Annotated in this window: 27 protein-coding genes and 1 tRNA gene; 3 read left to right on the top strand and 25 right to left on the bottom strand. The window is 63.0% G+C overall.

The features are described from left to right. Positions 1 to 133 precede the first annotated feature (133 nt). Complete coding sequence (locus ACQR1W_RS31905; protein ID WP_434854494.1) at positions 134 to 1,468, top strand: dihydroorotase; 1,335 nt, start codon at positions 134 to 136, stop codon at positions 1,466 to 1,468. 119 nt (positions 1,469 to 1,587) lie between these two features. On the opposite strand, the gene ACQR1W_RS31900 is transcribed toward ACQR1W_RS31905, so the two are convergent. The 4 genes from ACQR1W_RS31900 to ACQR1W_RS31885 all read right to left on the bottom strand — a co-directional run bounded on the left by ACQR1W_RS31900 (position 1,588) and on the right by ACQR1W_RS31885 (position 3,557). Then, a complete protein-coding gene (locus ACQR1W_RS31900; RefSeq protein ID WP_008970962.1) occupies positions 1,588 to 1,854 on the bottom strand; it encodes a hypothetical protein in 267 nt (88 codons plus the stop codon). 222 nt (positions 1,855 to 2,076) lie between these two features. Next, the gene (locus ACQR1W_RS31895; RefSeq protein WP_434854493.1) at positions 2,077 to 2,454 is read right to left on the bottom strand and encodes a TIGR02301 family protein; all 378 of its coding nucleotides are present in this window, start codon (positions 2,452 to 2,454) and stop codon (positions 2,077 to 2,079) included. Positions 2,455 to 2,510: 56 nt separating this feature from the next. Then, complete coding sequence (locus ACQR1W_RS31890; protein ID WP_434854492.1) at positions 2,511 to 2,930, bottom strand: NUDIX hydrolase; 420 nt, start codon at positions 2,928 to 2,930, stop codon at positions 2,511 to 2,513. Positions 2,931 to 3,014: 84 nt separating this feature from the next. Beyond that, positions 3,015 to 3,557, bottom strand: coding sequence for a hypothetical protein (locus ACQR1W_RS31885; RefSeq protein ID WP_008970959.1), 543 nt, complete (start codon positions 3,555 to 3,557; stop codon positions 3,015 to 3,017). A gap of 63 nt (positions 3,558 to 3,620) precedes the next feature. On the opposite strand from ACQR1W_RS31885, the gene ACQR1W_RS31880 reads away from it, so the two are divergent. Then, positions 3,621 to 4,391, top strand: coding sequence for an SOS response-associated peptidase (locus ACQR1W_RS31880; RefSeq protein ID WP_434854491.1), 771 nt, complete (start codon positions 3,621 to 3,623; stop codon positions 4,389 to 4,391). 159 nt (positions 4,392 to 4,550) lie between these two features. Here the strand turns inward: ACQR1W_RS31880 and ACQR1W_RS31875 are convergent, their stop codons facing one another. The 4 genes from ACQR1W_RS31875 to ACQR1W_RS31860 form a co-directional block, all read right to left on the bottom strand. Continuing rightward, the gene (locus ACQR1W_RS31875; protein WP_434854490.1) at positions 4,551 to 5,132 is read right to left on the bottom strand and encodes an NUDIX domain-containing protein; all 582 of its coding nucleotides are present in this window, start codon (positions 5,130 to 5,132) and stop codon (positions 4,551 to 4,553) included. Between the two features lie 24 nt (positions 5,133 to 5,156). Continuing rightward, positions 5,157 to 5,603, bottom strand: a complete 447-nt coding sequence (locus tag ACQR1W_RS31870) for a GNAT family acetyltransferase (RefSeq protein WP_434854489.1) — start codon at positions 5,601 to 5,603, stop codon at positions 5,157 to 5,159. A 91-nt stretch (positions 5,604 to 5,694) separates the two neighbouring features. Then, positions 5,695 to 7,122: an FAD-binding oxidoreductase gene (locus tag ACQR1W_RS31865; protein ID WP_434854488.1), complete on the bottom strand. Its 1,428-nt coding sequence runs from the start codon at positions 7,120 to 7,122 to the stop codon at positions 5,695 to 5,697. Between the two features lie 30 nt (positions 7,123 to 7,152). Then, positions 7,153 to 8,154 (bottom strand): L-threonylcarbamoyladenylate synthase, encoded by a 1,002-nt coding sequence (locus ACQR1W_RS31860; protein ID WP_434854487.1) that lies wholly within the window; start codon positions 8,152 to 8,154, stop codon positions 7,153 to 7,155. A 292-nt stretch (positions 8,155 to 8,446) separates the two neighbouring features. Here ACQR1W_RS31860 and ACQR1W_RS31855 point away from each other — a divergent pair. Beyond that, positions 8,447 to 8,523, top strand: a tRNA-Pro gene (locus tag ACQR1W_RS31855). A gap of 30 nt (positions 8,524 to 8,553) precedes the next feature. Here the strand turns inward: ACQR1W_RS31855 and ACQR1W_RS31850 are convergent. The 17 genes from ACQR1W_RS31850 to ACQR1W_RS31770 all read right to left on the bottom strand — a co-directional run bounded on the left by ACQR1W_RS31850 (position 8,554) and on the right by ACQR1W_RS31770 (position 20,743). Continuing rightward, entirely contained in the window at positions 8,554 to 9,765 is a 1,212-nt protein-coding gene (locus tag ACQR1W_RS31850) for a tyrosine-type recombinase/integrase (protein ID WP_434854486.1), read from the bottom strand. A gap of 214 nt (positions 9,766 to 9,979) precedes the next feature. Continuing rightward, complete coding sequence (locus ACQR1W_RS31845; protein ID WP_434854485.1) at positions 9,980 to 10,297, bottom strand: hypothetical protein; 318 nt, start codon at positions 10,295 to 10,297, stop codon at positions 9,980 to 9,982. Further along, on the bottom strand, positions 10,294 to 11,121 hold the full coding sequence (locus tag ACQR1W_RS31840) for a thymidylate synthase (protein WP_434854484.1): 828 nt from the start codon (positions 11,119 to 11,121) through the stop codon (positions 10,294 to 10,296). The genes ACQR1W_RS31845 and ACQR1W_RS31840 overlap by 4 nt, the downstream gene beginning before the upstream one ends. After that, positions 11,118 to 11,321, bottom strand: a complete 204-nt coding sequence (locus tag ACQR1W_RS31835) for a hypothetical protein (protein WP_434854483.1) — start codon at positions 11,319 to 11,321, stop codon at positions 11,118 to 11,120. Before ACQR1W_RS31835 ends, ACQR1W_RS31840 begins: the two co-directional genes overlap by 4 nt. A gap of 11 nt (positions 11,322 to 11,332) precedes the next feature. Continuing rightward, on the bottom strand, positions 11,333 to 11,794 hold the full coding sequence (locus ACQR1W_RS31830) for a hypothetical protein (RefSeq protein ID WP_434854482.1): 462 nt from the start codon (positions 11,792 to 11,794) through the stop codon (positions 11,333 to 11,335). A gap of 77 nt (positions 11,795 to 11,871) precedes the next feature. Beyond that, positions 11,872 to 12,753 (bottom strand): TAXI family TRAP transporter solute-binding subunit, encoded by an 882-nt coding sequence (locus ACQR1W_RS31825; RefSeq protein ID WP_434854481.1) that lies wholly within the window; start codon positions 12,751 to 12,753, stop codon positions 11,872 to 11,874. A gap of 164 nt (positions 12,754 to 12,917) precedes the next feature. After that, on the bottom strand, positions 12,918 to 13,283 hold the full coding sequence (locus ACQR1W_RS31820; protein WP_434854480.1) for a hypothetical protein: 366 nt from the start codon (positions 13,281 to 13,283) through the stop codon (positions 12,918 to 12,920). A gap of 63 nt (positions 13,284 to 13,346) precedes the next feature. Continuing rightward, a complete protein-coding gene (locus ACQR1W_RS31815) occupies positions 13,347 to 13,730 on the bottom strand; it encodes a nucleoside triphosphate pyrophosphohydrolase family protein (RefSeq protein ID WP_434854479.1) in 384 nt (127 codons plus the stop codon). After that, positions 13,727 to 13,870: a hypothetical protein gene (locus ACQR1W_RS31810; RefSeq protein WP_434854478.1), complete on the bottom strand. Its 144-nt coding sequence runs from the start codon at positions 13,868 to 13,870 to the stop codon at positions 13,727 to 13,729. Before ACQR1W_RS31810 ends, ACQR1W_RS31815 begins: the two co-directional genes overlap by 4 nt. Then, on the bottom strand, positions 13,854 to 14,189 hold the full coding sequence (locus ACQR1W_RS31805; protein WP_434854477.1) for a DUF6197 family protein: 336 nt from the start codon (positions 14,187 to 14,189) through the stop codon (positions 13,854 to 13,856). Before ACQR1W_RS31805 ends, ACQR1W_RS31810 begins: the two co-directional genes overlap by 17 nt. Continuing rightward, positions 14,189 to 14,845 carry a YjbE family putative metal transport protein gene (locus tag ACQR1W_RS31800; RefSeq protein WP_434854476.1) on the bottom strand — a complete coding sequence of 219 codons (657 nt, stop codon included), beginning with the start codon at positions 14,843 to 14,845 and terminating at the stop codon, positions 14,189 to 14,191. Before ACQR1W_RS31800 ends, ACQR1W_RS31805 begins: the two co-directional genes overlap by 1 nt. A 65-nt stretch (positions 14,846 to 14,910) precedes the next feature. Further along, positions 14,911 to 15,348 carry a Tellurite resistance protein TerB gene (locus tag ACQR1W_RS31795; RefSeq protein ID WP_434854475.1) on the bottom strand — a complete coding sequence of 146 codons (438 nt, stop codon included), beginning with the start codon at positions 15,346 to 15,348 and terminating at the stop codon, positions 14,911 to 14,913. A 252-nt stretch (positions 15,349 to 15,600) separates the two neighbouring features. Continuing rightward, positions 15,601 to 19,029: an adenosylcobalamin-dependent ribonucleoside-diphosphate reductase gene (locus ACQR1W_RS31790; protein WP_434854474.1), complete on the bottom strand. Its 3,429-nt coding sequence runs from the start codon at positions 19,027 to 19,029 to the stop codon at positions 15,601 to 15,603. Next, positions 19,019 to 19,273 carry a hypothetical protein gene (locus ACQR1W_RS31785; protein WP_434854473.1) on the bottom strand — a complete coding sequence of 85 codons (255 nt, stop codon included), beginning with the start codon at positions 19,271 to 19,273 and terminating at the stop codon, positions 19,019 to 19,021. Before ACQR1W_RS31785 ends, ACQR1W_RS31790 begins: the two co-directional genes overlap by 11 nt. A gap of 32 nt (positions 19,274 to 19,305) precedes the next feature. Continuing rightward, positions 19,306 to 19,650, bottom strand: a complete 345-nt coding sequence (locus ACQR1W_RS31780; protein WP_434854472.1) for a hypothetical protein — start codon at positions 19,648 to 19,650, stop codon at positions 19,306 to 19,308. A 195-nt stretch (positions 19,651 to 19,845) separates the two neighbouring features. Continuing rightward, positions 19,846 to 20,355: a hypothetical protein gene (locus ACQR1W_RS31775; protein WP_434854471.1), complete on the bottom strand. Its 510-nt coding sequence runs from the start codon at positions 20,353 to 20,355 to the stop codon at positions 19,846 to 19,848. Between the two features lie 229 nt (positions 20,356 to 20,584). Further along, positions 20,585 to 20,743: a hypothetical protein gene (locus ACQR1W_RS31770; protein WP_434854470.1), complete on the bottom strand. Its 159-nt coding sequence runs from the start codon at positions 20,741 to 20,743 to the stop codon at positions 20,585 to 20,587. Positions 20,744 to 20,825: the final 82 nt, after the last annotated feature.

Here is a 20,825-nt window from a genome sequence, read left to right as displayed (position 1 = left end):
AAACGGTGTCGCAGGGTGGCTTCATGTTAAAGATGAAGTTGAACTGCGCGCGGCAGACCAGCAAATGGGCAGGCATGAAGCATGAATGTTTGCTTCCGTTCGCCATGTGGAGAACGACATCCTACGAGGGATCATGAGCCAGCGCTTCGACCTCATTCTGAAATCCGGCACCGTGGTCAATCAGGACGGCGAGGGCGTGCGTGACGTCGGCATCACCGGTGGGCGGATCGCCGAGATCGGCGCGCTGGGTGCCGCCTCGGCCGCCGAGGTGATCGACTGCAAGGGCCTGCATATCCTGCCCGGCGTCATCGACACCCAGGTGCATTTCCGCGAGCCCGGGCTCACGCACAAGGAAGATCTGGAGACCGGCTCGCGCAGCGCCGTCATGGGCGGCGTCACCGCGGTGTTCGAGATGCCGAACACTAATCCGCTGACGGTGACCGAGGAGGCCTTCACCGCCAAGGTGAAGGCGGCCCGGCACCGCATGCATTGCGACTTCGCCTTCTTTATCGGCGGCACCCGCGAGAATGTCGACCAGCTGCCGGTGCTCGAGCGCGCCGAAGGATGCGCCGGGGTGAAGGTGTTCGTCGGCTCGTCCACGGGCTCTTTGCTGGTCGAGGACGATGACAGCCTGCGCCGCATCTTCCAGGTGATCCGCCGCCGCGCGGCGTTCCACGCCGAGGACGAATACCGTCTCAACAATCGCAAGGGTCTGCGCGTCGAGAACGATCCGCGCTCGCACCCCGTCTGGCGCGACGAGGAGGCGGCGCTGCTCGCCACCCAGCGGCTGGTCAATCTCGCGCACGAGACCGGCAAGCGCATCCACGTGCTGCACATCTCGACCAAGCAGGAGATCGAGTATTTGCGCGATCACAAGGATGTCGCCTCGGCCGAGGCGACGCCGCATCATCTGACGCTGGCTGCGCCCGAATGCTACGAGCGGCTGGGCACGTATGCGCAGATGAACCCACCGGTGCGCTCGGCCGACCATCGCGATGCGATCTGGTGGGGCGTGGAGCAGGGCATCGTCGACATCCTGGGCTCGGATCACGCGCCGCATACGCTGGAGGAGAAGGCCAAGACCTATCCCGCTTCGCCCTCTGGCATGACCGGCGTGCAGACGCTGGTGCCGATCATGCTCGACCACGTCAATGCTGGCCGGCTCTCACTGCAGCGCTTCGTCGATCTCACCAGCGCCGGCCCCGCGCGGCTCTACAACATCGCCTGCAAGGGCCGCATCGCCGCCGGCTATGACGCCGATCTCACCATCGTCGATCTCAAGCGCAGCGAGACCATCACCAACAAATGGGTCGCCTCGCGCGCCGGCTGGACGCCGTACGATGGTCTGCGCGTCACCGGCTGGCCGGTCGGGACCTTCGTGCGCGGCCAGCGCGTGATGTGGCAGGGCGACCTGCTGACGCCAGCCACGGGTGAGCCGGTGCAGTTCTTGGAGACGTTGCGGGCGTGAGTTCTCTCGCTGTCATCGTCCGCAGGCGGACGATCCAGTATTCCAGAGACAGGTGTCGGTATCCGAGAAGCCTCGGCGTACTGGGTCCTCCGGTCAGGCCGGACGATGACGGCGGAGTTCTACTGCGTCGCGCGGGTGAGCGAGAACTCGCCATTGCGCACGCGCGTCGCCAGCCCTTCCGCAAACTTGCCGACTGCATCCTCACCGTAGGTACCGACCAACTCGGCGAGGGCGGCGAACAGGCTGGCCTGCGCCAGACAATCGCCGTCGACGCCGTCATGGCGCGCTTCCGCCCAGGCTTCGTTGAGATAGCTGAGCGCGGCCTGCTTCTGCTCGTGATCGGGCAGGGTGGCGTGGACGGGGCTGAAGGGCACGGGATGGCTCATGAATGAATGACGTCGGCAGGATCTTTGGTGCAATGCTCCGGGCAAGCGCGCCGGACCGGTGCTGTTTACCACGCGATGGGCGCGCGCCTAGGCCAGTTCTTTAGGAAAGGTTAACGGCGGTAACGAATCCCCAGGTGCAGGCTCCTCAGGTGCAGGCGTGCGCCGACCGCCCATTCCCTTCTTCCCGTTCCCACGGGGTGAGAGGTGCAAGAGTGCTCTGCCTCAGTTGGCGTAGCGGGCGGTGAGGTCGCGCGAGATTTTGGAGCCTTCGTCGATGTAGCGGCGGATCGCAACCATGGCCGCCGGCGTGCAGGTCCGATAGGTCTGCTGAAAGCCGTTATAGCCGCGGTTGAAGCCCGCGATCATGCGGGTGCGGCGATCGCCCGTGGGCGTCTCGGCGTCGATCAGCGACTGCATCTGGTTGCGCCATTTGGCGCCCTCGTTGCTGCCGCAGATGCCGCGGAGGTAGTGCAGGGCGCCGAGGATCTCGGAAAGGCGCTGCAGGTCGCCATCGAACGGCGCAGCCGCCTGCTGCGCGCGCACAGGCGCAGTGGCGCACGCCGCAATGACGAGAAGGACGGCCAGGACACGTTTCGACATCAGGGTTTGTGATATGCCCTTGCATGGTGCGGGAGGCAAGGCGGAACAGGGGTCTGTCAGACCAGCCTTACGGCTGCCGCAATGATCTCGGGCAGGCCCGCCGTCAGCGTGAGGCCGTCAAGTGCATCCGGCGCCAGCCACTTGAAATCGTCGAGCTCGGCATTGAGCTTGATCTCACCGCCGCGCCAGCGCGCCGCAAAGGGCAGGATCACGAAATGGCCGCCGCCGATCGCCTCAGGCAGCACCTCACGCCAGCCGGCGAGCCCGATGATGTCGATCGCCAGGGAGGTCTCCTCCTCGACCTCGCGCCGCAAGGCCTCCTCCAGCGGCTCGCCGAACTCGACCCGCCCGCCGGGCAGGGTATAGACGCCCTTGGCGGGGCTGCGGGCGCGCCGCACCAGCAGCAGCTTGCCGTCGCGGAAGATGGCGGCGCTGACGGCGAGCTGGGGATGGCGGGGCGAAACGGTCGGGATCATTGCGGCAGAGCTCCGGAGCGGCGTACCGCGATCTTACGCGATGCCGGAAGCAGTCCAAATCTGCTTCGATCAAACCTGCTTCGGTCAGAAGCTGGCCATGATGGCGTCGACGGCATCGACCTCGTCGACCTCGCCCTCGTCGGGGACAGGTTCCGGCTCGAGGTCGCCATTGATCATGCCGCCGGCCTGGGCGATCAGGGGCTTGAGCCAGCCGGTGGCCTGGGTGGCCAGCCTGGTGCGGGTCGCGTCCTGCTTGGCTTCGCGCATCGCGGCGCCGACCGCGAGCAGAATCTCGGTCATGGACTTGGTGAGATGATCGAACCGTTCACGGATCACCGGATCCGCCGTTTCATAAGCCTCGATGACGAGATCGCGGGCCTTGAAATTGGTCGCGGTGAAATGCTCTTCATAGGACAGCGGCTTCCAGGCCAGAAAGTCCTCGGCGCATTCCGGCATGTCCGGGATCATCTCCAACAGCATCACCGCTTCGTTGAAGTGATTCAGGTAGTCGGTCGCGAGCCCGGTGCGGGGATTGATGTTGGCGGCGCGCATCAAGGCGGCGCGGGCCGGATCAACGGCGCCCGTCGCTGGCTCGGTCTGCACGGGTGGTAGAGCCGCTGCTGTCATTGGCCGCAGTGTTGGCGTTTGGGGTTAAAAGGTCCTGAACGGGCAAATAATTTGAGTGAGATTATGTGCGGACGTTTCGTCATTACTTCACCACCCGCAGCACTACGGGACATGTTCGGTTACGAGGAGCTACCGAATTTTCCGCCACGCCACAACATCGCACCGACGCAACCTGTGCCCGTCATCATGCTCGACAATGGCGCACGGCATTTTCGTCTGTTGCGCTGGGGCCTGGTTCCGGCCTGGGTCAAGGATCCCCGTAATTTCACGCTGCTGATCAACGCGCGCGCCGAGACCGTGCGCGACAAGCCCGCGTTCAAGAACGCGCTGAAGCGGCGTCGGTGCCTGGTTCCCGCGGATGGCTACTATGAGTGGCAGAGCGTGGACGGGCGCAAGCGGCCGTACTTCATCCATCGCCGCGATGGTGCGCCGATGGGGTTTGCAGCGCTCGCTGAGACCTGGGCCGGCCCCAATGGCGAAGAGGTCGATACGGTCGCGATCGTCACGGCAGCGGCGAGCGCCGATCTCGCCACCTTGCATGACCGCGTGCCGGTGACGATCACTCCTGCGGACTTCACGTTGTGGTTGGACTGCAACGCGCATGATGTCGATGAGGTGATGACGCTGCTCAGGGGCCCGGAGAAGGGCACCTTCATCTGGTACGAAGTGTCGACGCGGGTCAATTCGGCTGCCAATGACGATGCGCAATTGCTGCTGCCGATCACGGACGAGGAGCGCGCGGCGGAAGAGGCGCAGCGCAAGCCTGCGAAGAAACCGGCCGCGCGCAAGCCGGCAGCACCGCCGCAAGACGACGGGCAGGGGAGCCTGTTCTGAAGCGGGATGTTTCAATCAAGAAGGTCGTCATACCCGCGAAGGCTGGTATCCAGTACGCCGTGGCCTGTCGTATTGAAATGGTGTCTCCGGAATACTGGGTCACCCGCCTTCGCGGGTGACGACTGAGGAACGGGGCGCGCGACCAGTGAGTTGGCCCGCTCACGCGAAAATCTTCAGCGCGGCGTGCTGCAGCAGCATGATGGTCTTGGCATCGACGATGCGGCCGTCGTCGATCATCGCCAGCGCGTCGTCGATCGGGAGCTCCAGCACCTCGATCTCCTCACCCTCATGCGCGAGCCCGCCGCCGGCGCTGACGCGCATCTGCGGCTCGTATTCGGCGACGAAGAAATGGATCTTCTCGGTCACGGCGCCCGGGCTCATGAAGGCCTCCAACACGAACTTGACGTCATGGAGCCGGTAGCCGGTTTCCTCCTCCGCTTCGAGCCGGATGCGCTCTTCCGGCGTGGCCTCATCGAGCAGACCGGCTGCGGCCTCGATCAGAAGATCGTCATGGCCGTTGACGAAGGCCGGATATCGGAACTGCTTGACCAGGATGATGCTCCGCGCCTGGAGATTGTAGGGCAGGATCGCAGCCGCATTGCCGCGATCATACACCTCGCGATGCTGATCCTGCCACGTGCCGTCATCGCGCCGCCAGGCGATCCTGTTGTCGGTCAGCCTGCCGTAGCTCTGCGACAGCACGCGGACGTCTTCGACGCGGATGCGATCGGAAATGCTCATGAGAAATCCTGTCGGGCCACTGCGCTACGGTGTCGCCTCGCGGCCGTCGAGCCATTTGGCATAGAGAACGCGGTCCTGCTTGGCATAGTCCAGCGTCTCGTAGAACGCCTGCACCTGTAAGTTGTCCGCGCGCACCAGCAGCATCAGCTTGAGGATGCCGCGCTGGCGCAGCCAGTCCTCCGCGGCCGCCATGACGGTCCGGCCGTGATCGCGGCCGCGATGATCGGGATCGACAGCCACGTAATAGACCCAGCCGCGATGGCCGTCATAGCCGACCATGACGGTGGCGACGATCTTCCCGCCCTCCCGACCGACCAGGACGGTCGCATTGTCGCCGCGGCGGGCGAGCGCGATGTCGGAGCCCGGATCGTTCCAGGGACGCGTCAGGCCGCAACGGATCCAGAGCTCGATGATGGGGGGCACGTCGTCGTCGGCGATCGTTGCAATCGTCAGGCTTGCCGGCACGTTCATGATGGGAACTCTTGCTCTCGCAGAATCGAAGGCGCGTGTTTAGCGCAGATTTCTGACAGGTTTCTGTCAGCAGCGGCAGCGAGCCTATGTGTTACAGCACCTTCCCCGGATTCATGATGCCAAGCGGGTCGAGCAGTGCCTTGATCGAGCGCATCAGCGCGATGGCGGTCTTGTCTTTCACGTCGGGCAGCTCGTCGCGCTTGAGCACGCCGATGCCGTGCTCGGCCGAGATCGAGCCGCCCATCCGCAGCACGATCTCGAACACGACCGCGTTCACCTCATGCCAGCGCGCAAGAAAGACGGCCGTCTCAGCGCCGACCGGCTGGCTGACATTGTAGTGGATGTTGCCGTCGCCGAGATGGCCGAACGGCACCGGCCGCGCGCCCGGGATCAGCTTCACCACGGCCTCATTGGCCTCGGCGATGAAGGCGGGCACCGCCGCGACCGGCACCGAGATGTCGTGTTTGATCGAGCCGCCTTCCGGCTTCTGCGCCGCCGAGATGTCCTCGCGCAGCTTCCAGAACGCCATGCGCTGCGCCAGGCTGTCGGCGAGTACGGCGTCGTCGACGATGCCGTCCTCCAGGCCCTGTTCGAGGATGGTCTCCAGCGTGGCGCGCGCGTCCTCGCGCGACGACGACAATTCCATCAGGACGTACCAGGGATGCTGGCCCGACAGCGGCGCGCGGTTGCCTGCGGCGTGCCGGATCGAGAAATCGAGCGCGATCTCGGCGATCAGCTCGAAGCTCGTCAGGCTGCCCGCGGCCTCGCGTTGCGCGATCGCCAGCAGCTTCAGCGCGTCATCCGGGGATTTCACGCCGACAAAAGCGGTCTCGATCGCACGCGGCTTCGGAAACAGCCTCAAGCTTGCCGCGGTGATGATGCCGAGCGTGCCCTCCGCGCCGACGAAGAGGTTGCGCAGATCGTAGCCGGTGTTGTCCTTCTTCAGTTTCGACAGCGCATTGAGCACGCGGCCGTCCGCCAGCACCACCTCGAGCCCGAGCGCCATCTCGCGCGCCACGCCATAGGCCAGGGCGGCGGTGCCGCCGGCATTGGTGGAGAGATTGCCGCCGATGGTGCAGCTGCCCTCTGCGCCAAGCGAGAGCGGGAACAGCCGCTCGACCTCGGCCGCCTTCTGCTGCGCCACCTGCAGCACCACGCCGGCCTCGCAGATCATCGTGTTCGAGGCGGTGTCGATCTCGCGGATCTTGTCCATGCGTTTCAAGGACACCACCACCTCGCCATTGTGCGGCGTCTGGCCGCCGACGAGTCCCGTGTTGCCGCCCTGCGGCACCAGCGCGATGTGGTGCTCGCTCGCGAGCTTGCAGATCGCCGCCACTTCCGCCGTCGAGCCCGGACGCAGCACCAGCGGTGAGCGGCCGTGGAACAGGTTGCGCTCTTCGGTGACGTAAGGCGTGATATCCGCAGCGCTCGTCAGCGCCTGACGCTCGCCGACGATGGCGGCGAATTTGGCGATCAGGTCGGGCGGCAAGGGCGGCGCTGGCGGCTGGCTGATGTTCATCGAATGATCGTTTCCAGTGTTAGCTCGGCGTTATCTTGGCGCGGCGGCGCGGCGCAGCCGGTCGTTGATGGCCTCGCCGAGCCCCTCATGCGGGATCGGCATGACGGCGATGGCGCGCGCGCCGCTTGCGTCGAGCGCGCGAAGATAGCCGAAAAGATGCGTCGCCGCCTCCGCCGGATCGCCGGCAGGGGACAGATTCAGCACCGCGGCCGCCCGGTCTGTGCCCGGCAGGTCGATGGGACCGAAGGCGAGCAGCGCCTCGCCCGGCGCCACCGACCTTGCGTCCAGCCGCACCGCGGCGCGCGGCGCATAATGCGAGGCCAGCATGCCCGGCGCCACCGGCTGGTCGTCGTCGTTCGCTGCCTCCGCCAAGGGGCGCGCGAGCCTCTCGCCGAGCATGGCTTCGATCGCCTCGGTCGGCACCCCGCCGGGCCGCAGCAGGGTCGGCTGCGCGAAGCAGCCGACGATGGTGGATTCGACCCCGACATGCACGGGTCCGCCGTCCAGGATCAGGTCGATCCGCCCCGCGAGGTCAGCGTTCACATGGATGGCCATGGTCGGCGACACGTGGCCGGAGATATTGGCCGACGGCGCCACCACCGGCCCGCCGAAAGCCGCGAGCAGGGCCTGTGCAGTCGGGTGCGCCGGCACGCGGATTGCGACCGTATCGAGCCCGGCGGTGGCGAGATCGGCGACCGCGCATCCGGCCGTCTGCGGCAGCACCAGGGTCAGCGGCCCAGGCCAGAACGCCGCCGCCAGCTTTTCCGCGGTCGCATCGAACCGGCCGATCCGCCGGGCGGCCGCGAGGTCGGCGACATGGGCGATCAGCGGGTTGAATGCCGGCCGGCCCTTGGCGGCATAGAGCCGTGCGATCGCCCCCGCATGGGTCGCATCGGCCCCGAGCCCGTAGACGGTTTCGGTCGGGAACGCGACCAGCCCGCCACGTGACAGTGTCGCCACGGCGGCGTCGATCCCGGCGGGATTGGCGGACAGGACCTTGGTTTCGAGGGCAATGGTTTCGGATGGCGACATGAATGGGCGTGATGGTGGACAGCGGTTGTTCCGCAAGCTGGGTTTATCCCCATCGTTGGGGAGAGGTCGATCGGTGCCGATGATGCATGGATCGGCGGCGCCAATCGGGTGAGGGGGCCGGATTTCGGCCGGACCGTACTCTTTCGCGGCGTCCGCTCCAATGGCCTTCTGGTAAAGCCTCAATGCGGCAAGGGCTTAACTCGCCCCTCGCCACCAACGCTTTACTTGAGAATTCGCGAGCCGAGCGCCTTGCGAAGCGCGAAACCCGACGCTATAAGCCGGCTTCCCAAGTCGGAGCGTGGCTCAGCCCGGTAGAGCACTGCGTTCGGGACGCAGGGGTCGCAGGTTCGAATCCTGCCGCTCCGACCATTTAAACCCCTGCAAACATAGTGTTTTCTGTTACGCCGATTTCTTCGCCTTCTTCTGGGGTACAGATTGGGGTACAGATTGAGGCTGTTTCGCAGCCTTCGGCTTCTTCGCCGTAATTCCCTCAACAGCGCCCTTCATGTAGTCCGGATGATGGTGCCCGTAGACTTCACGCAGCACTTCAACTGACATTCCGAGATAGCCGGCAGCCTCCCACTCGTCGACGCCGGCCTGCATAAGCCAGGTCGCAGCCGTGTGGCGCAGTGTATGCGGCGTGACCTTGATGTTGACCTTGGCCAAACGCACCGCGCTGGCAAAGCCCTTCTTCACGCGCTTGACCGGCTCTCCGCGGTACTCGACGAAGTTCTCCTTAACGATCCCACGGTCGACCCAGCGCCGCATGTGGGCGAGCAGCCGAGGTGGCAGCGGGGCGGTTGGCTGCTGTTTCTTGGTCCTCAGCTTGCCGATAGCGAGCCGGTAGAACAGGCCTGTATCCAGGTCGACGAACGACTTGCCGATCTCCTTCTTGATCGAGGCTGAGGCGATCGCGCTGGCCCGGGTTCCGGTATAGCAGCCGATCAGTAGGAAGCGGGCGACGTGACGAAGAGAGCGCTTCTCGGTGACCACCTCCTCGCCCTTCCGTGGGCCGCTGTGGATTGTCTGCACCTCGCGGTAGCGCCAAGCGGCCCAGATAATGGCGGCGGCCTGGTCGCGCGTAATCCATTCCTGACGCGCCGCACCTTTCGGCGGCAGCGTGACGTTCACCTCGCCGAAGTGGAGGTTCTGGTTCGAGTGGTTGTTGATGGCCGCGCGCAGGACTTCGAGATCGCGGCGGGCACCGCCCTGACCAGGGCGGCTGGCCACGTATTCCCGACAGGTCTTTGGGTTGACCTGGATCAAGGTCTTGTCGCCCCAGAACTCGTTGAGGCGGTTGATGTGCCCGATCAGGTTGGGGTCAGGGCAGTTCTTGCCACCCTTGTCGTGGTAGTAAATCCCGAGCACGTCGCCGATCAAAATCACGGCGATGTCCCTGGCGCGGCGAGTCGGATCGAACTTCTCGGCTATGTATTTGCCGAGGAACTGCTCCGCTTCGATTGGCGGTGAAGTTTCAGTTGCTGCCGCAACAATTCCTGTGGAGACAACCTTTTGCTTGTCTCGGACGACCCACATTGCCGGCTTGAATTTGCCGCCCTCTCGTCGGGCAGGCCGCTTGTAGAGGTAGGGGCCTTTGCTGCTACGCGACATAGTTCTCTCATGGCTTCGATGTTGGCGAGCGTGGTGTAGTGCTTGCCAGCGATAACTTCATAGGTGAGCCGGCCGCGAGCGATCTCTCGGCGCAGACCGGCCAACTTCATCGACCCATCTGGAAAGGCAAGTCTGGCTGCCGTCTCCAATCTCAGCGGGGTGTGGGGTCCGATGAGGTCGACATTACCGACCCCATCGATTTTTGGTAGAGCGCTCATTTCTTGCTCCCGAACACCTGCTCGATGGTCGGCTCCCGGGTATCGACCGGTGCCGTCCAGCTCCTGGTCTTTGGCCCTGGATGCCCCTTCACCTGGAAGGTCTGCTCCTGGCGCGCTCGATTGAGCTTCGCCACCATGACCTTGAAACCGGCCAGGACAGCCGCGTCGTGAGAGCGGAAGACGTCACGCTTGCCATCCTGACCATTTACCCACTGCGGCGGATCGCCTGGAATGCCGAAGGTCGAGTAATAGAGACCGTCCGTGTCCGGGTGAGGAACCGCCGCAGCGTAGAATGCGCTGGCGACCCTCGTCATACAGCTACGTCCGCCTTGATGGCCGGATGAGGATCGTATTCCCAGAGATCGAAATCATCGTAGGTGAAGGAAAAGATGTCGTTGACCTTCAGATTGAGAAAGACCTTCGGTAGCGGGCGCGGCTCCCTCGTCAGCTGCAGTCGCGCCTGATCGAGATGGTTGAGGTAGAGGTGCGTGTCGCCGAACGAATGCACGAACTCACCCGGCTTCAGACCGGTGACCTGCGCCACCATCATGGTGAGCAGCGCGTAGGAGGCAATATTGAAGGGCACGCCGAGGAAGACGTCGGCCGAGCGCTGGTAGAGCTGGCACGACAGCTTGCCGTTCGCCACGTAGAACTGGAACAGGCAATGGCACGGAGGCAGCGCCATCTCGTCGACTTCAGCCGGGTTCCAAGCAGATACGATCAGGCGACGCGAATTGGGATTGTGCCTGATCTGCTCGACGACGTTGGCGATCTGGTCGATCGGACGGTCGAGAAGTTCAGGTCCGCTGTTCTTGATTACCGCGATCGGATTTGGCCAGCTGCGCCACTGCTTGCCATAGACCGGTCCGAGATCGCCGTTGGCATCAGCCCACTCGTCCCAGATGGTCACGCCGTGGTTGTGCAGGAACTTGATGTTGGTGTCGCCGCGGAGGAACCAGAGCAACTCGACCGCGATGGCCTTGAACGGCAGACGCTTCGTGGCCAGGAGCGGAAAGCCTTCGCTGAGATCGAAGCGCATCTGGTGGCCGAAGATCGACAGCGTTCCGGTGCCGGTGCGGTCGCCCTTCCTAACACCCTCGGTTAGGATCTTCTGGAGCAGGTCGTGATATTGCTTCATGCTGTGGCTTGCTCCTGATATTCCCTGATAAATGGACCTGCAAAATGCAGAGCTTCTTTCTTGCTGTCATAGGGACCGGCAGCGTCGTAACAGCCGGCCTCGGTGCCATCGGCGTTCATGTCGAGGTGGAGGATCCACCATCCGGCCTGATCCTCGCCGACCTCTTCAGCCGGTAGGTGTTTGATGATCGTCGTGCTCACGGCCTCCCCCTTCAGCACCAGACCACGTCGAACAACGGGTCGTTGATCTGCGAGCGGACCCACCTGCGCATCCGGATGAAGCGCTCTTCCGGGCTCTCGGGGCGCCAGCGCCGCTCGTTTTCGATCCACTCTCCGGTCGTGCCGCTTTCGTCGTTCATCCAGACGATCTCGCGGGCGAGGCAATCGGCGATGTCGAACTTGCCGGCGACGATGTCGTAGTCCTCAGGATCGAGGCTAGACATGTCGACGCCGCGCGCCTTGCCGGCAGCTCCGATCGCGCAGACCGCGCCTTCCTGCTCCAGCTCGTCGGCGATCAGGCGCTTGCAGATCATCCCGTTCATGCCGATCAGAATGTCCTTGAAGAGAGATTGTCCGCGCTTGCCGCGCGTGGCGCTTGCCACCATGCCGCGGTATCTGATGAAGCCCCAACGGTCCTCACTGTCGTAATCCTCGCTGTATCCAGACCTGCTCATGCCTCGCTCCGCGCGTCGAAAACGGACAAAATGAAAAGAGGACGGCCGCCCGTAGGCGACCGTCGATTGCTAGACGGTTACTTCGGCTGAACGAGCTTCTCGATGTCCGGCTTGGCGTTGGCGAAGCCGTCGACTATCTTCTCGAAGTCGCCCTGGTGGGCAGCGATCCAGTCGCGGTTGGCGACGAACACGGCATCGACCTGGATGGTGTCGACCGACTTCGAACCGCCGAGCAGGCCGGTGGGCTGGATGCCCTTGTAGGTGCCGGCCGGGATCTCGCCGTAGGTGTAGACCGGGTTGCCGCGGTTATCCTTGGCGTTCTTCGTCATATCCCGGTCGTCGGTCGCAACCAGCGTCACGCTGCTGGCATACTTCGGCGCCTCGTTCTTGAGGAACGGAGCGTTCAGCGCGGTGATGATCAGTGCGCACTGCACTTCCGAACCATCGGCGACGGCGCTGATCGCCAGCGTGCCGGTGAGGTCGGAGGTCCGGACCTTGCCGTAGCGGGCCTTGTCGGCTGCCACGAAGGCTGCCCAGGTCGTGTTGGCGCCCGAACCTTCAGGGCCGATCGCGACCGTGAAGTTGGAGTTCAGATCGACCATGCGTGACGAGGTGTAGGCCTTGCGGTTGCAGATCAGGTTGGCCTGCTCCTGGTAGAGCACGCCGGAGCGCTGCAGCGCCGAGATCGCCTTGGCGTTCCTGCCCGAATAGACGAGCAGGGCATCGGACTGCACGAAGGCGCCGTCGCATTCGCCGGCCGTGACCTTGTCCAGGTTGTCGAGCGAACCCTTGGACTCGATGACGTCCACCGAGGGAACGTGGCGCTTCAGGTACTGACCTGCGGCGTAGTAGTTCAGCTTGGCATTGCCGGTGCAGAGCCGGAACTTCTCAGCGGCCTGGGCCGAGCTGGCAGCCATGACGCCCATCACGACGGCAGCGAGCAGATAGATCTTCTTCATACTTCCTCCGTTTGCAAATTGCATTCAAGCAAACGCCTGAACGTTAGAAAAACCAGCGGCTGATCGGATAGCCGCGGGAGATCTTGACGGCTGCGGTCACGACCAAATAGAGGCCGCAGGCATCGAGAACGTGGTTGGCGAGAAAGACACCGAATACTGGCATGTCAGACCTCGATCAGTTGGTGGCGTTGTCGAGCGAGGCGCGTGGGGTCCTCGCTGTTCATCAGCAAACGCTTGATCTCCTGGATCATGAACGTCACGCCGACGACCATGTTGGGGATGTCGCCGCCGTAGCTGCGAAACCAGCGCTTGTCCCAATTCTCCGGATAGATCATCGGGGGCTCGTCGAACGCGGTCTCGTCGCCATTGCGGCGGTCGAACACAGCGTCCAGCTGACCCATGCCGGCCTCGAACAGCTCGCCGTTCTGGTCGCCAGCGCGTGTGTCGACCTCGCCGTGCATCTCATTCTGCAAGCTGATCTCGCCGAAGATCAGCTCGAAGGCCTTTCGTTCCGCCTGTTGCGCGTCCAAGTTCATCTCCTCGTTTGCAGGACGGTTGTTTGCATTCAAGCAAACAAATGGTCAAGCGAAAAGTCAACGGTCGTCGCCGTCACCCTGGAGTGTGCCGCGATCGACGCGACCGCGCAGCTCGCTGATGTTGGCGAGGGCGATCTCGCCGAGGCTCATGCCCATGCCGTGGGCCAGCGCCGCGAGATACCAGAGGTTTCCGCCCATCTCCTTGACGATGGCCTTCTTGCGTTCCTCGGTGAGGATGCCGCCGTCGTCGCGGAAGATCTTCTTGACTTTGTTCTGGACCTCTCCGGCCTCGCCGAGACCTAGCGCCGGATACCAGAGCTTCATGTCGTCCGGATAGGCGATCGTCTTGATCGATTGCTCCTGGTAGAGGTCGAAGCCGCGGATCAGCTCTTCGGCTCTGATCGGCTCCTTGGTGTCGATATTGGTATTCACGATGCTCATTTCTTCTCCTTCACGATGGCCATCGCGGCCTTGATGTGCTCGCGCCGCACGACGACGAGCGACTTGATCTTCGACTTGTCCGGGTTTGATCCGCACACCTGCTTCAGGGCGTCCCAGAGCTGGTCAACCGCCACGTCCATTTCCAAACCTCAGTTCGTCCGCCAGGTCTTCGAACATTCGGACCACTTCCTTCTGGATGCGGCCTCGCTGGTCATTCCAGTCGAACGGTTGCTTGCCGACCTGGCTCTTGATGAGGGGAACGAAGCGCGCGTACGCGCCTCGGTCTTCGATTCCAGCGGCTCTTCTGATGCAGCCCTCGATGTCGAAGGACCGCGCCATCTCGCTGAATACAGGAACCGGCTTGCCTTGCCGGTCCCTTGCGAGTGTCTTCTGTGTCCAGCGCCCAGGCTTGGAGAACATCAGCAGACAGCGCTCGACGATCTCCAGCTCGGTGAACATCAGGCAACCGCTTCGGCTTCCTCCCGGCGGCTGTAGAACCAGCCAACAGCGAGCACGATCAGCAGGCCCACGACCGAAGCCGCGTGGTGGTTCAGGTAGGTACTCGCGAGAGGATCGGCGGAGATGATGCCGCCGGCAACCCAACCCAGCAGAGCGGCGCCGGCCCAGGTGAGGATCGGAAAGCGACCGATGACCATCGAGATGATGGCGCTGCCGGCGATCACGAGTGGGATCGAGAGCAGAACGCCGAGGGCCATCAGGAGCATGTTTCCGTGAGACAGCGCGGCGATCGCCATGACGTTGTCCAGGCTCATGCTGGCATCGGCTAGCGCGATGGTGATGATGGCCGCTTTCAGGGTCGAGGCCACATCCGGTGTGCCCGCTTCGTCGCCGCCGATCAGGAGGTCAGCCGCCACCTTGAGGAGGTAGACGCCGCCGAGGAGACTGAGGGCAGGGACGTTCAGCAGGAGGCCTGCGAAGAACGACATGACGACCCGCAGGACGATCGCCGCCGCAGTGCCGCCGATGATGCCCCACTTCCGCTGATTTGGCGGGAGTTGGTTGCTCACCAGTGAGATGACGACAGCATTGTCGCCGGATAGTAGCACGTCAACCCACAGGATGCTGAACAGCCCAGCCCAGAACAGATGGTCCATGAAAAATCTCCAGTTCAAGAAAAAGGGCGGCCCCGAAGGACCGCCCCGTTCAGGCGAAGCGCCGATCAGGCGGCGAGCAGCTTGTTGTCGTCGACGTTCAGTGCCTTGCCGATGTCGGCGAGCACCACGCGCTCCTGCTGACCGATGCCGTCCTGGTCGGCGACGTCCGCGGCGATCAGGAACACGTCCTGGCGGACCGAGATATCGCGGGTCATCAGTGCCTCGATGGCGCGCTTGTTCTCCATGCGGCCGGCGCGGCTCTTGGCGCGGGCGAGAGCGGCGTTGAGAGCCTCCTCGATCTGCGATGCGGTGTAGGAGGCAGACACGATCGGATTCGCCAGCATGCCGGAGATGGCCGCGTTGATCTCGGCGTCATCGATCGAGCCATCAGCCGCGGTAACGTTGGCAGCCGCAGCAGCAACGCCAGCCAGGAATAGCTTGTCGCCCGTGTAGCTGTTGATCGCCTTCTCGGCCTGGTTCAGGAGGTTGGAGAGGAAGCCCATGTTTCAGTCCTTTGGTTCGGTTGCAGGCTGCCCGCCTGCGTTGATTTGCATTACGTCATGATTTGCATTCAAGCAAGCAAAAAAGCGAACGGACCCGTGGATCCGTTCCGTTTTCGTCGCCTACGGCTCACATATCGTGGATGCCATAGTCGTTCTTCCCGCAGCGAGGACAGGTCCATCCGTACCCGCCCCAGCGGTTGTCGCTGATCCGCTTGTGATCAAACACGACGCAGAGCAGTCGCTTCAGCCACCTCATGAGCATCCCGTGGTCTCGCCGCACGTGTCGCACTTGAGGCAGGTGCCGTTGCGGACCATGGTGACATTGCCGCACGAGCCGCAGGTGTCCCCGGTGTATCCGCTCAGTTTGGCGATCGACCGCTTGTCAGGCTTGATATCTCCCATCAAGCGCGTATCGCTCACGCTTCGCACTGCCGACTCCTTCACCTCGATGGTGATGGTAGCCTGCCCCTTGACACCATCTCCCATTGCGGTGTGACCGCTCTCTTCAGGGGTGACGTGAGCCAGGTCATCGCGACCGAGATAGTTGATCGCGAGGTCCCGCCAGACGAAATCGATGATCGAGCTGGCGCTTTTGATGCGGTCGTGCTCCTGGACGAACCCTGCGGGCTCGAACCGGAAGAATGTAAACGCATCAACGTACTCCTCGACCGGCACGCCATATTGCAAGGCGATGCTGACGGCGATGGCGAAAGCATTCATCATCGACCGGAAGGCGGCGCCCTCCTTGTGCATGTCGATGAAGATCTCGCCCAGGCGACCATCGGGATACTCCCCGGTTCGCAGGTAGACCTTGTGGCCGCCGACCACTGACCGCTGGGTGTAGCCGCGGCGCTTGGCCGGCAGCTTCTCCCGCTTGCGGATGATCCGCTCGACCACCTTGACCACCGTCTCCGGCTTGGTCTCCTCGATCTCCTCGTCCTCGATCAGCGCTGACGACAGGGGCTGGGACAGCTTGGAGCCGTCGCGATAGATCGCGTTGGCCTTCAGCCCCAGCTTCCACGACAGCATGTAGGCCTTCTTCACGTCCTCGATCGTGGCGTCCGAGGGCATGTTGATGGTCTTGCTGATCGCGCCCGAGATGAACGGCTGCACTGCAGCCATCATCCGGATGTGGCCTTCGGTCGAGATGAACCGAGTGCCATGCTTGCCGCACTTGTTGGCGCAATCGAAGATCGCATAGTGCTCAGGCTTGAGGACCGGAGCGCCTTCCAACGTCATCGTTCCGCAGGTGTGGATGTTGGCCTTTTCGATCTCCTCGTCGCTGAAGCCAAGCTTCTTCCAGTCCGCCAGGAAGCGGATATCGAAGGCTGTCCGTACCGCGTTCTCGTCCAACGTGCCGGTTGAGCGCAGCGCCAGCTCGAACTTGCTCGGCAGCGTGCCCGTGCCAGTCGCATAGGTGATGATTGCCGGAATTTCCGTCGACCGATAGCCGAGCCGTTCGAGAGCCGTTGGTACCGCCTGGTTGATGATCTTGAAGTAGCCCCCGCCGGCCAACTTCTTGAACTTCACCAGTGCAAAGTCCGGCTCCACGCCCGTGGTGTCGCAGTCCATCACCAGGCCGATCGTACCGGTTGGTGCGATGACCGTGGTCTGGGCGTTACGGAAGCCGTAAGCCTCGCCCATGTCTACGACCTGTGACCAGATGGAGGACGCACGCGCCGGCAGGTCGGCCTGCGGGCAGTTGTCCCAATCCAGCGACACCGGCTCGATCGATAGTCCCTCGAACTCCGTCTGGCCATTCTCCGCCGCCGCATAGTGGTTGCGGATCACGCGCAGCATCGCCTCGCGGTTCTCCTCGAACTTGACGAACGGACCCAGCTCCTGGGCCATCTCGGCGGAGGTGAGATAGGCCACGCCGGTCATGATCGCGCTGATTGCGCCGGCCAGAGCCCGAGCCTCTTCCGAGTCGTACGGCAGTCCCATGGTCATCAGCAGCCCGCCGAGATTGGCGTAGCCGAGGCCGGTGGTGCGGTACTCGTAGGAGACCTTGGCGATCTCCCTGGACGGGAACTGCGCCATGTAAACCGAGATTTCGAGCACGATCTCGATCAGCCGGCAGGCATGGATAAACGAGTCGGCATCGAACCCTTCATCCGTCACCGTGAACTTGAGCAGGTTCGCAGAGGCCAGGTTGCACGCCGTGTCGTCCAGGAACATGTATTCAGAGCACGGATTCGAGGCGCGGATGTCGCCGCCGGCCGGGCATGTGTGCCACTCGTTCATGGTCGTGTTGAAGTGCAGACCTGGATCTGCCGACTCCCACGCCGCCCGAGCGATCTGGTCCCAGAGGTAGGCAGCATCGATGGTCCGAACGATCTTGCGATCGGTCCGTGCGATGAGGCTCCATTTGCGATCGTATTCGACCGCATTCAGGAACTCGTTCGACAACGATACGGTGTTGTTGGAGTTCTGGCCAGAGACCGTCTCATACGCCTTGGACTGCCAGTCGACATCGAACTCGTCGAAGTAGAACGGCTCGTCCTGCTTCGCGAGCTGGATCACCCGGTTGATGTAGCTGTCCGGGATGAAGGCGCGCTTGGCTGCCAAGATAGCGTTCTTCAGGGCATCCGGTGCCTGCGGAACTGGTGGGGACGGATCAGCCGCCTGCCAGACCTTCCACAGCAGGCTCTTGGCCGCCTTGGATCCAGCGACCAATGCGGCGACCTTCTGCTCCTCCTCGACCTTCCAGTTAACGAACTCCTCGATGTCCGGATGATCGACGTCCAGGATCACCATCTTGGCGGCGCGGCGCGTGGTGCCGCCCGACTTGATCGCGCCGGCAGCGCGGTCACCGATCTTCAGGAACGACATCAAGCCAGACGACTTGCCGCCTCCCGACAACTTCTCGCCGTTGGCCCGCAGGTTGGAGAAGTTGGTGCCGGTGCCAGAACCGTACTTGAACAGGCGAGCCTCGCGGACCCACAGGTCCATGATGCCGCCGTCCTGGATCAGGTTGTCCTGGATGCTTTGTATGAAGCAGGCGTGCGGCTGCGGGCGCTCGTATGCCGACCTCGATGGCGCAACGATGTATTCCTGGTTGCCGAGGAGTTCAGCCGATGTCTCGTCCAGCTCCTCGACATAGAAGTGGCCCTGAGCCGGACCATCGATGCCATAAGCCCAATGCAAGCCGGTGTTGAACCACTGCGGCGAGTTGGGCGCGAACATCTGGGTGGCCAGCATGTAGCGCAGCTCGTCGAAGAACGCGCGGGCGTTCTCCTCGGCGGACTGGTCGAGATCTTTACGGGTGACGAACTGGCTCATGGTGCCAGGTGAGAAGTAGTCGCCCTTCCAGCCCCAATAGGTCCAGCAGCCGGCGAGGCGATCGAACACCTGCTTGGCAGATGTCTCGGACCCCATCTCAACAGTGACCTGACCAGTCTTCAGGTCGAGCGACATGTCGCCTGGCGCGCGGCGGCGCAGCCAATCCGGAACACAGTCCTCGTAGACCGGGTAGGTCTTGGCAGGAACGCCGGCCTTACGGAAGTATTTCTGCGCGAGCACGTCAACGGCGACCTGGGACCAGGCCGCAGGCACCTCGATGCCTTCCATGCGGAAGACGACGGAGCCGTCCGGGTTCTTGATCTCGCTGACGCCTTTGCGCCACTCGATCATGCTGTAGGGATCTACTCCGGCAGTCGTGTATCGACGCTCAATTCTCATTCGGCTCACTCGTCTTGCGGTAAATTGGCCAATCGGCCGGGATGGATTCGTATTCGGACGTCGGCTTTGACGGCGGCGCCCAGCTGTCGATGCGGTAGATGTTCCCGGTCGCGGTCTTGAAGACGTCAGGCTCGATCTCCTCCTTGACCTTGGAGGTGTAGATGAACCAGCCGTCGCGATACTTGCCGGTGTTGTCGCCGTGGATCACACCGCGCAGCGAGAAGCCGCCAGATGGCATACTCACTCGCTGGGCCTTGGTGAGGTGCGCGTCCCTGATCATCCGCCGCGCTTCGTCGACCGGTAGGGATAGGACTTGGAATAGTCGATCCGCATCTCGCGCTTGACCGGGAAGAAGGCGACCGGCAGCTTCGACAGCTGCTGCATGATCTCCTTGACCTGATCCTGCTGCGTCTTCGGATCCAGTAGCACCAGCTGCTGCACCAGCTCGGTGACATTGCTGCGCTCAAAGCGGTTCAGACACCGCGTTGCGCGGGTCGTGCTGCCAGCCGAGGCGTACTTGAACTTCGGCTTGACCTTCCGTCTCTGCTCCTGCGTGGTGATGAAGTGCAGCGCCTTCATCAGCCCCATCGACGTGTCTTCGACTCGTACGGTAGCGTCCATGTCTTCCTCTCTTTGGTGGACTAGAGTGTCCGCAGCAGCTGAATGCGCCGTCTAATCTGCTGACGAACGAAATTGTTGGCGTAGGGCGTACGAGGCGTTGAGGGGAAAGAGGTCGAGTACCAGATGCCCCGGAACATGAAGTCGACGGTCTGGTGCTTGGTGTTGTGACCAAGCTTGAAGTCCTCGATCTCGCCTCTATCCTTCAGGATCTGAACTTCCTGCTGGACCTCTCTGACGTGCCTCTTCATGCTTCTTGCCCCGCTTCGGAAAAGGACGTGATGCCCACTTCTTCTTCGGGCGCCGCGGCGGCTCATCGACCTCCGCATCAGGGTCGACCTTCGCCAGCATCCGACGCCTGAAATGCTCGGTCTCTCTCGCAATCCGCTTGGTGCGGGCGATCTCGGTGACGTCGCCGCGCGTCAGCTCGCCGTGCGAACCGAACGTCTTCTTCGCGTGACAGTCTGTGTGCTTGGCCTCGATGAACGCCGGATCATTCGCTCTCGGCGTCGTGTCCTTTGCCTCTGCGTCCCAGCACCGCAGCTGCAGCGCGGGGACGTGGTCGAACTCGCAATCCTCGATCTTGCCCAGGCGCTCACTGCACTTCGTGCAGGCGGCGTTCTGCTGCAGGATGACCTGCAGCTTCACCTTGTCCGGAATGGCCTTCCGGAAGCCCTTCGGGGGGGCAAGATCGAGGACGGTTTGCATTCCATCATTACGTAGTTGCATTCAAGCAAATGGTCAAGCAAATGTCTTGAGCCAGGTCGTCTTCCCCAGCTCGGTCATGTGGCCATCCGGGGTTAGGAACTCCTTGCGGATCATCGCATCGAAGGTGCGTTTTTGGCCCTTATGCGGCGCGACCGGGATCGCTGTGCCAGCGTCCTCCTGCCAGCACAGGTAGGCTGGTGCATGCTCGTCCAGGAACCTCGCCTGGGCCTTAGACAGTCTTGGCGCTCTCGGCATTGTCGTTGTCCGCTGCGGCGTGGGTGTCCATCTCGATCTTGATGGTGGTCAGGTTGTTGCCGATCAGGTAGGCGAGCAGCCGCATCGCGGAGATGCGACGAACCCGCGTGCCCGTGTTTGGGTTGACGTTCACGATCTCGCTCCGAGGGAACTTTGGCGGAGCCTTCCATCCCTTCGGAGTCGTGATCAGGACCATGGCCTCTTCGATGGGCCAC

The organism is Bradyrhizobium sp. HKCCYLS1011, assembly GCF_051167795.1.
Lineage (GTDB): Bacteria > Pseudomonadota > Alphaproteobacteria > Rhizobiales > Xanthobacteraceae > Bradyrhizobium.
Note: the sequence above shows the minus strand (reverse complement) of the source record. Positions and strands in the feature narration are given on the sequence as shown.

Bases quoted from the DNA above. Each gene is read 5' to 3' on its own strand.
- ACQR1W_RS31905 (WP_434854494.1), top strand. From the start codon at position 134: ATGAGCCAGCGCTTCGACCTCATTCTGAAATCCGGCACCGTGGTCAAT.
- ACQR1W_RS31900 (WP_008970962.1), bottom strand. From the start codon at position 1,854: ATGAGCCATCCCGTGCCCTTCAGCCCCGTCCACGCCACCCTGCCCGAT.
- ACQR1W_RS31895 (WP_434854493.1), bottom strand. From the start codon at position 2,454: ATGTCGAAACGTGTCCTGGCCGTCCTTCTCGTCATTGCGGCGTGCGCC.
- ACQR1W_RS31890 (WP_434854492.1), bottom strand. From the start codon at position 2,930: ATGATCCCGACCGTTTCGCCCCGCCATCCCCAGCTCGCCGTCAGCGCC.
- ACQR1W_RS31885 (WP_008970959.1), bottom strand. From the start codon at position 3,557: ATGACAGCAGCGGCTCTACCACCCGTGCAGACCGAGCCAGCGACGGGC.
- ACQR1W_RS31880 (WP_434854491.1), top strand. From the start codon at position 3,621: ATGTGCGGACGTTTCGTCATTACTTCACCACCCGCAGCACTACGGGAC.
- ACQR1W_RS31875 (WP_434854490.1), bottom strand. From the start codon at position 5,132: ATGAGCATTTCCGATCGCATCCGCGTCGAAGACGTCCGCGTGCTGTCG.
- ACQR1W_RS31870 (WP_434854489.1), bottom strand. From the start codon at position 5,603: ATGAACGTGCCGGCAAGCCTGACGATTGCAACGATCGCCGACGACGAC.
- ACQR1W_RS31865 (WP_434854488.1), bottom strand. From the start codon at position 7,122: ATGAACATCAGCCAGCCGCCAGCGCCGCCCTTGCCGCCCGACCTGATC.
- ACQR1W_RS31860 (WP_434854487.1), bottom strand. From the start codon at position 8,154: ATGTCGCCATCCGAAACCATTGCCCTCGAAACCAAGGTCCTGTCCGCC.
- ACQR1W_RS31850 (WP_434854486.1), bottom strand. From the start codon at position 9,765: ATGTCGCGTAGCAGCAAAGGCCCCTACCTCTACAAGCGGCCTGCCCGA.
- ACQR1W_RS31845 (WP_434854485.1), bottom strand. From the start codon at position 10,297: ATGACGAGGGTCGCCAGCGCATTCTACGCTGCGGCGGTTCCTCACCCG.
- ACQR1W_RS31840 (WP_434854484.1), bottom strand. From the start codon at position 11,121: ATGAAGCAATATCACGACCTGCTCCAGAAGATCCTAACCGAGGGTGTT.
- ACQR1W_RS31830 (WP_434854482.1), bottom strand. From the start codon at position 11,794: ATGAGCAGGTCTGGATACAGCGAGGATTACGACAGTGAGGACCGTTGG.
- ACQR1W_RS31825 (WP_434854481.1), bottom strand. From the start codon at position 12,753: ATGAAGAAGATCTATCTGCTCGCTGCCGTCGTGATGGGCGTCATGGCT.
- ACQR1W_RS31815 (WP_434854479.1), bottom strand. From the start codon at position 13,730: ATGAGCATCGTGAATACCAATATCGACACCAAGGAGCCGATCAGAGCC.
- ACQR1W_RS31810 (WP_434854478.1), bottom strand. From the start codon at position 13,870: ATGGACGTGGCGGTTGACCAGCTCTGGGACGCCCTGAAGCAGGTGTGC.
- ACQR1W_RS31805 (WP_434854477.1), bottom strand. From the start codon at position 14,189: ATGTTCACCGAGCTGGAGATCGTCGAGCGCTGTCTGCTGATGTTCTCC.
- ACQR1W_RS31800 (WP_434854476.1), bottom strand. From the start codon at position 14,845: ATGGACCATCTGTTCTGGGCTGGGCTGTTCAGCATCCTGTGGGTTGAC.
- ACQR1W_RS31795 (WP_434854475.1), bottom strand. From the start codon at position 15,348: ATGGGCTTCCTCTCCAACCTCCTGAACCAGGCCGAGAAGGCGATCAAC.
- ACQR1W_RS31790 (WP_434854474.1), bottom strand. From the start codon at position 19,029: ATGAGAATTGAGCGTCGATACACGACTGCCGGAGTAGATCCCTACAGC.
- ACQR1W_RS31780 (WP_434854472.1), bottom strand. From the start codon at position 19,650: ATGGACGCTACCGTACGAGTCGAAGACACGTCGATGGGGCTGATGAAG.
- ACQR1W_RS31775 (WP_434854471.1), bottom strand. From the start codon at position 20,355: ATGCAAACCGTCCTCGATCTTGCCCCCCCGAAGGGCTTCCGGAAGGCC.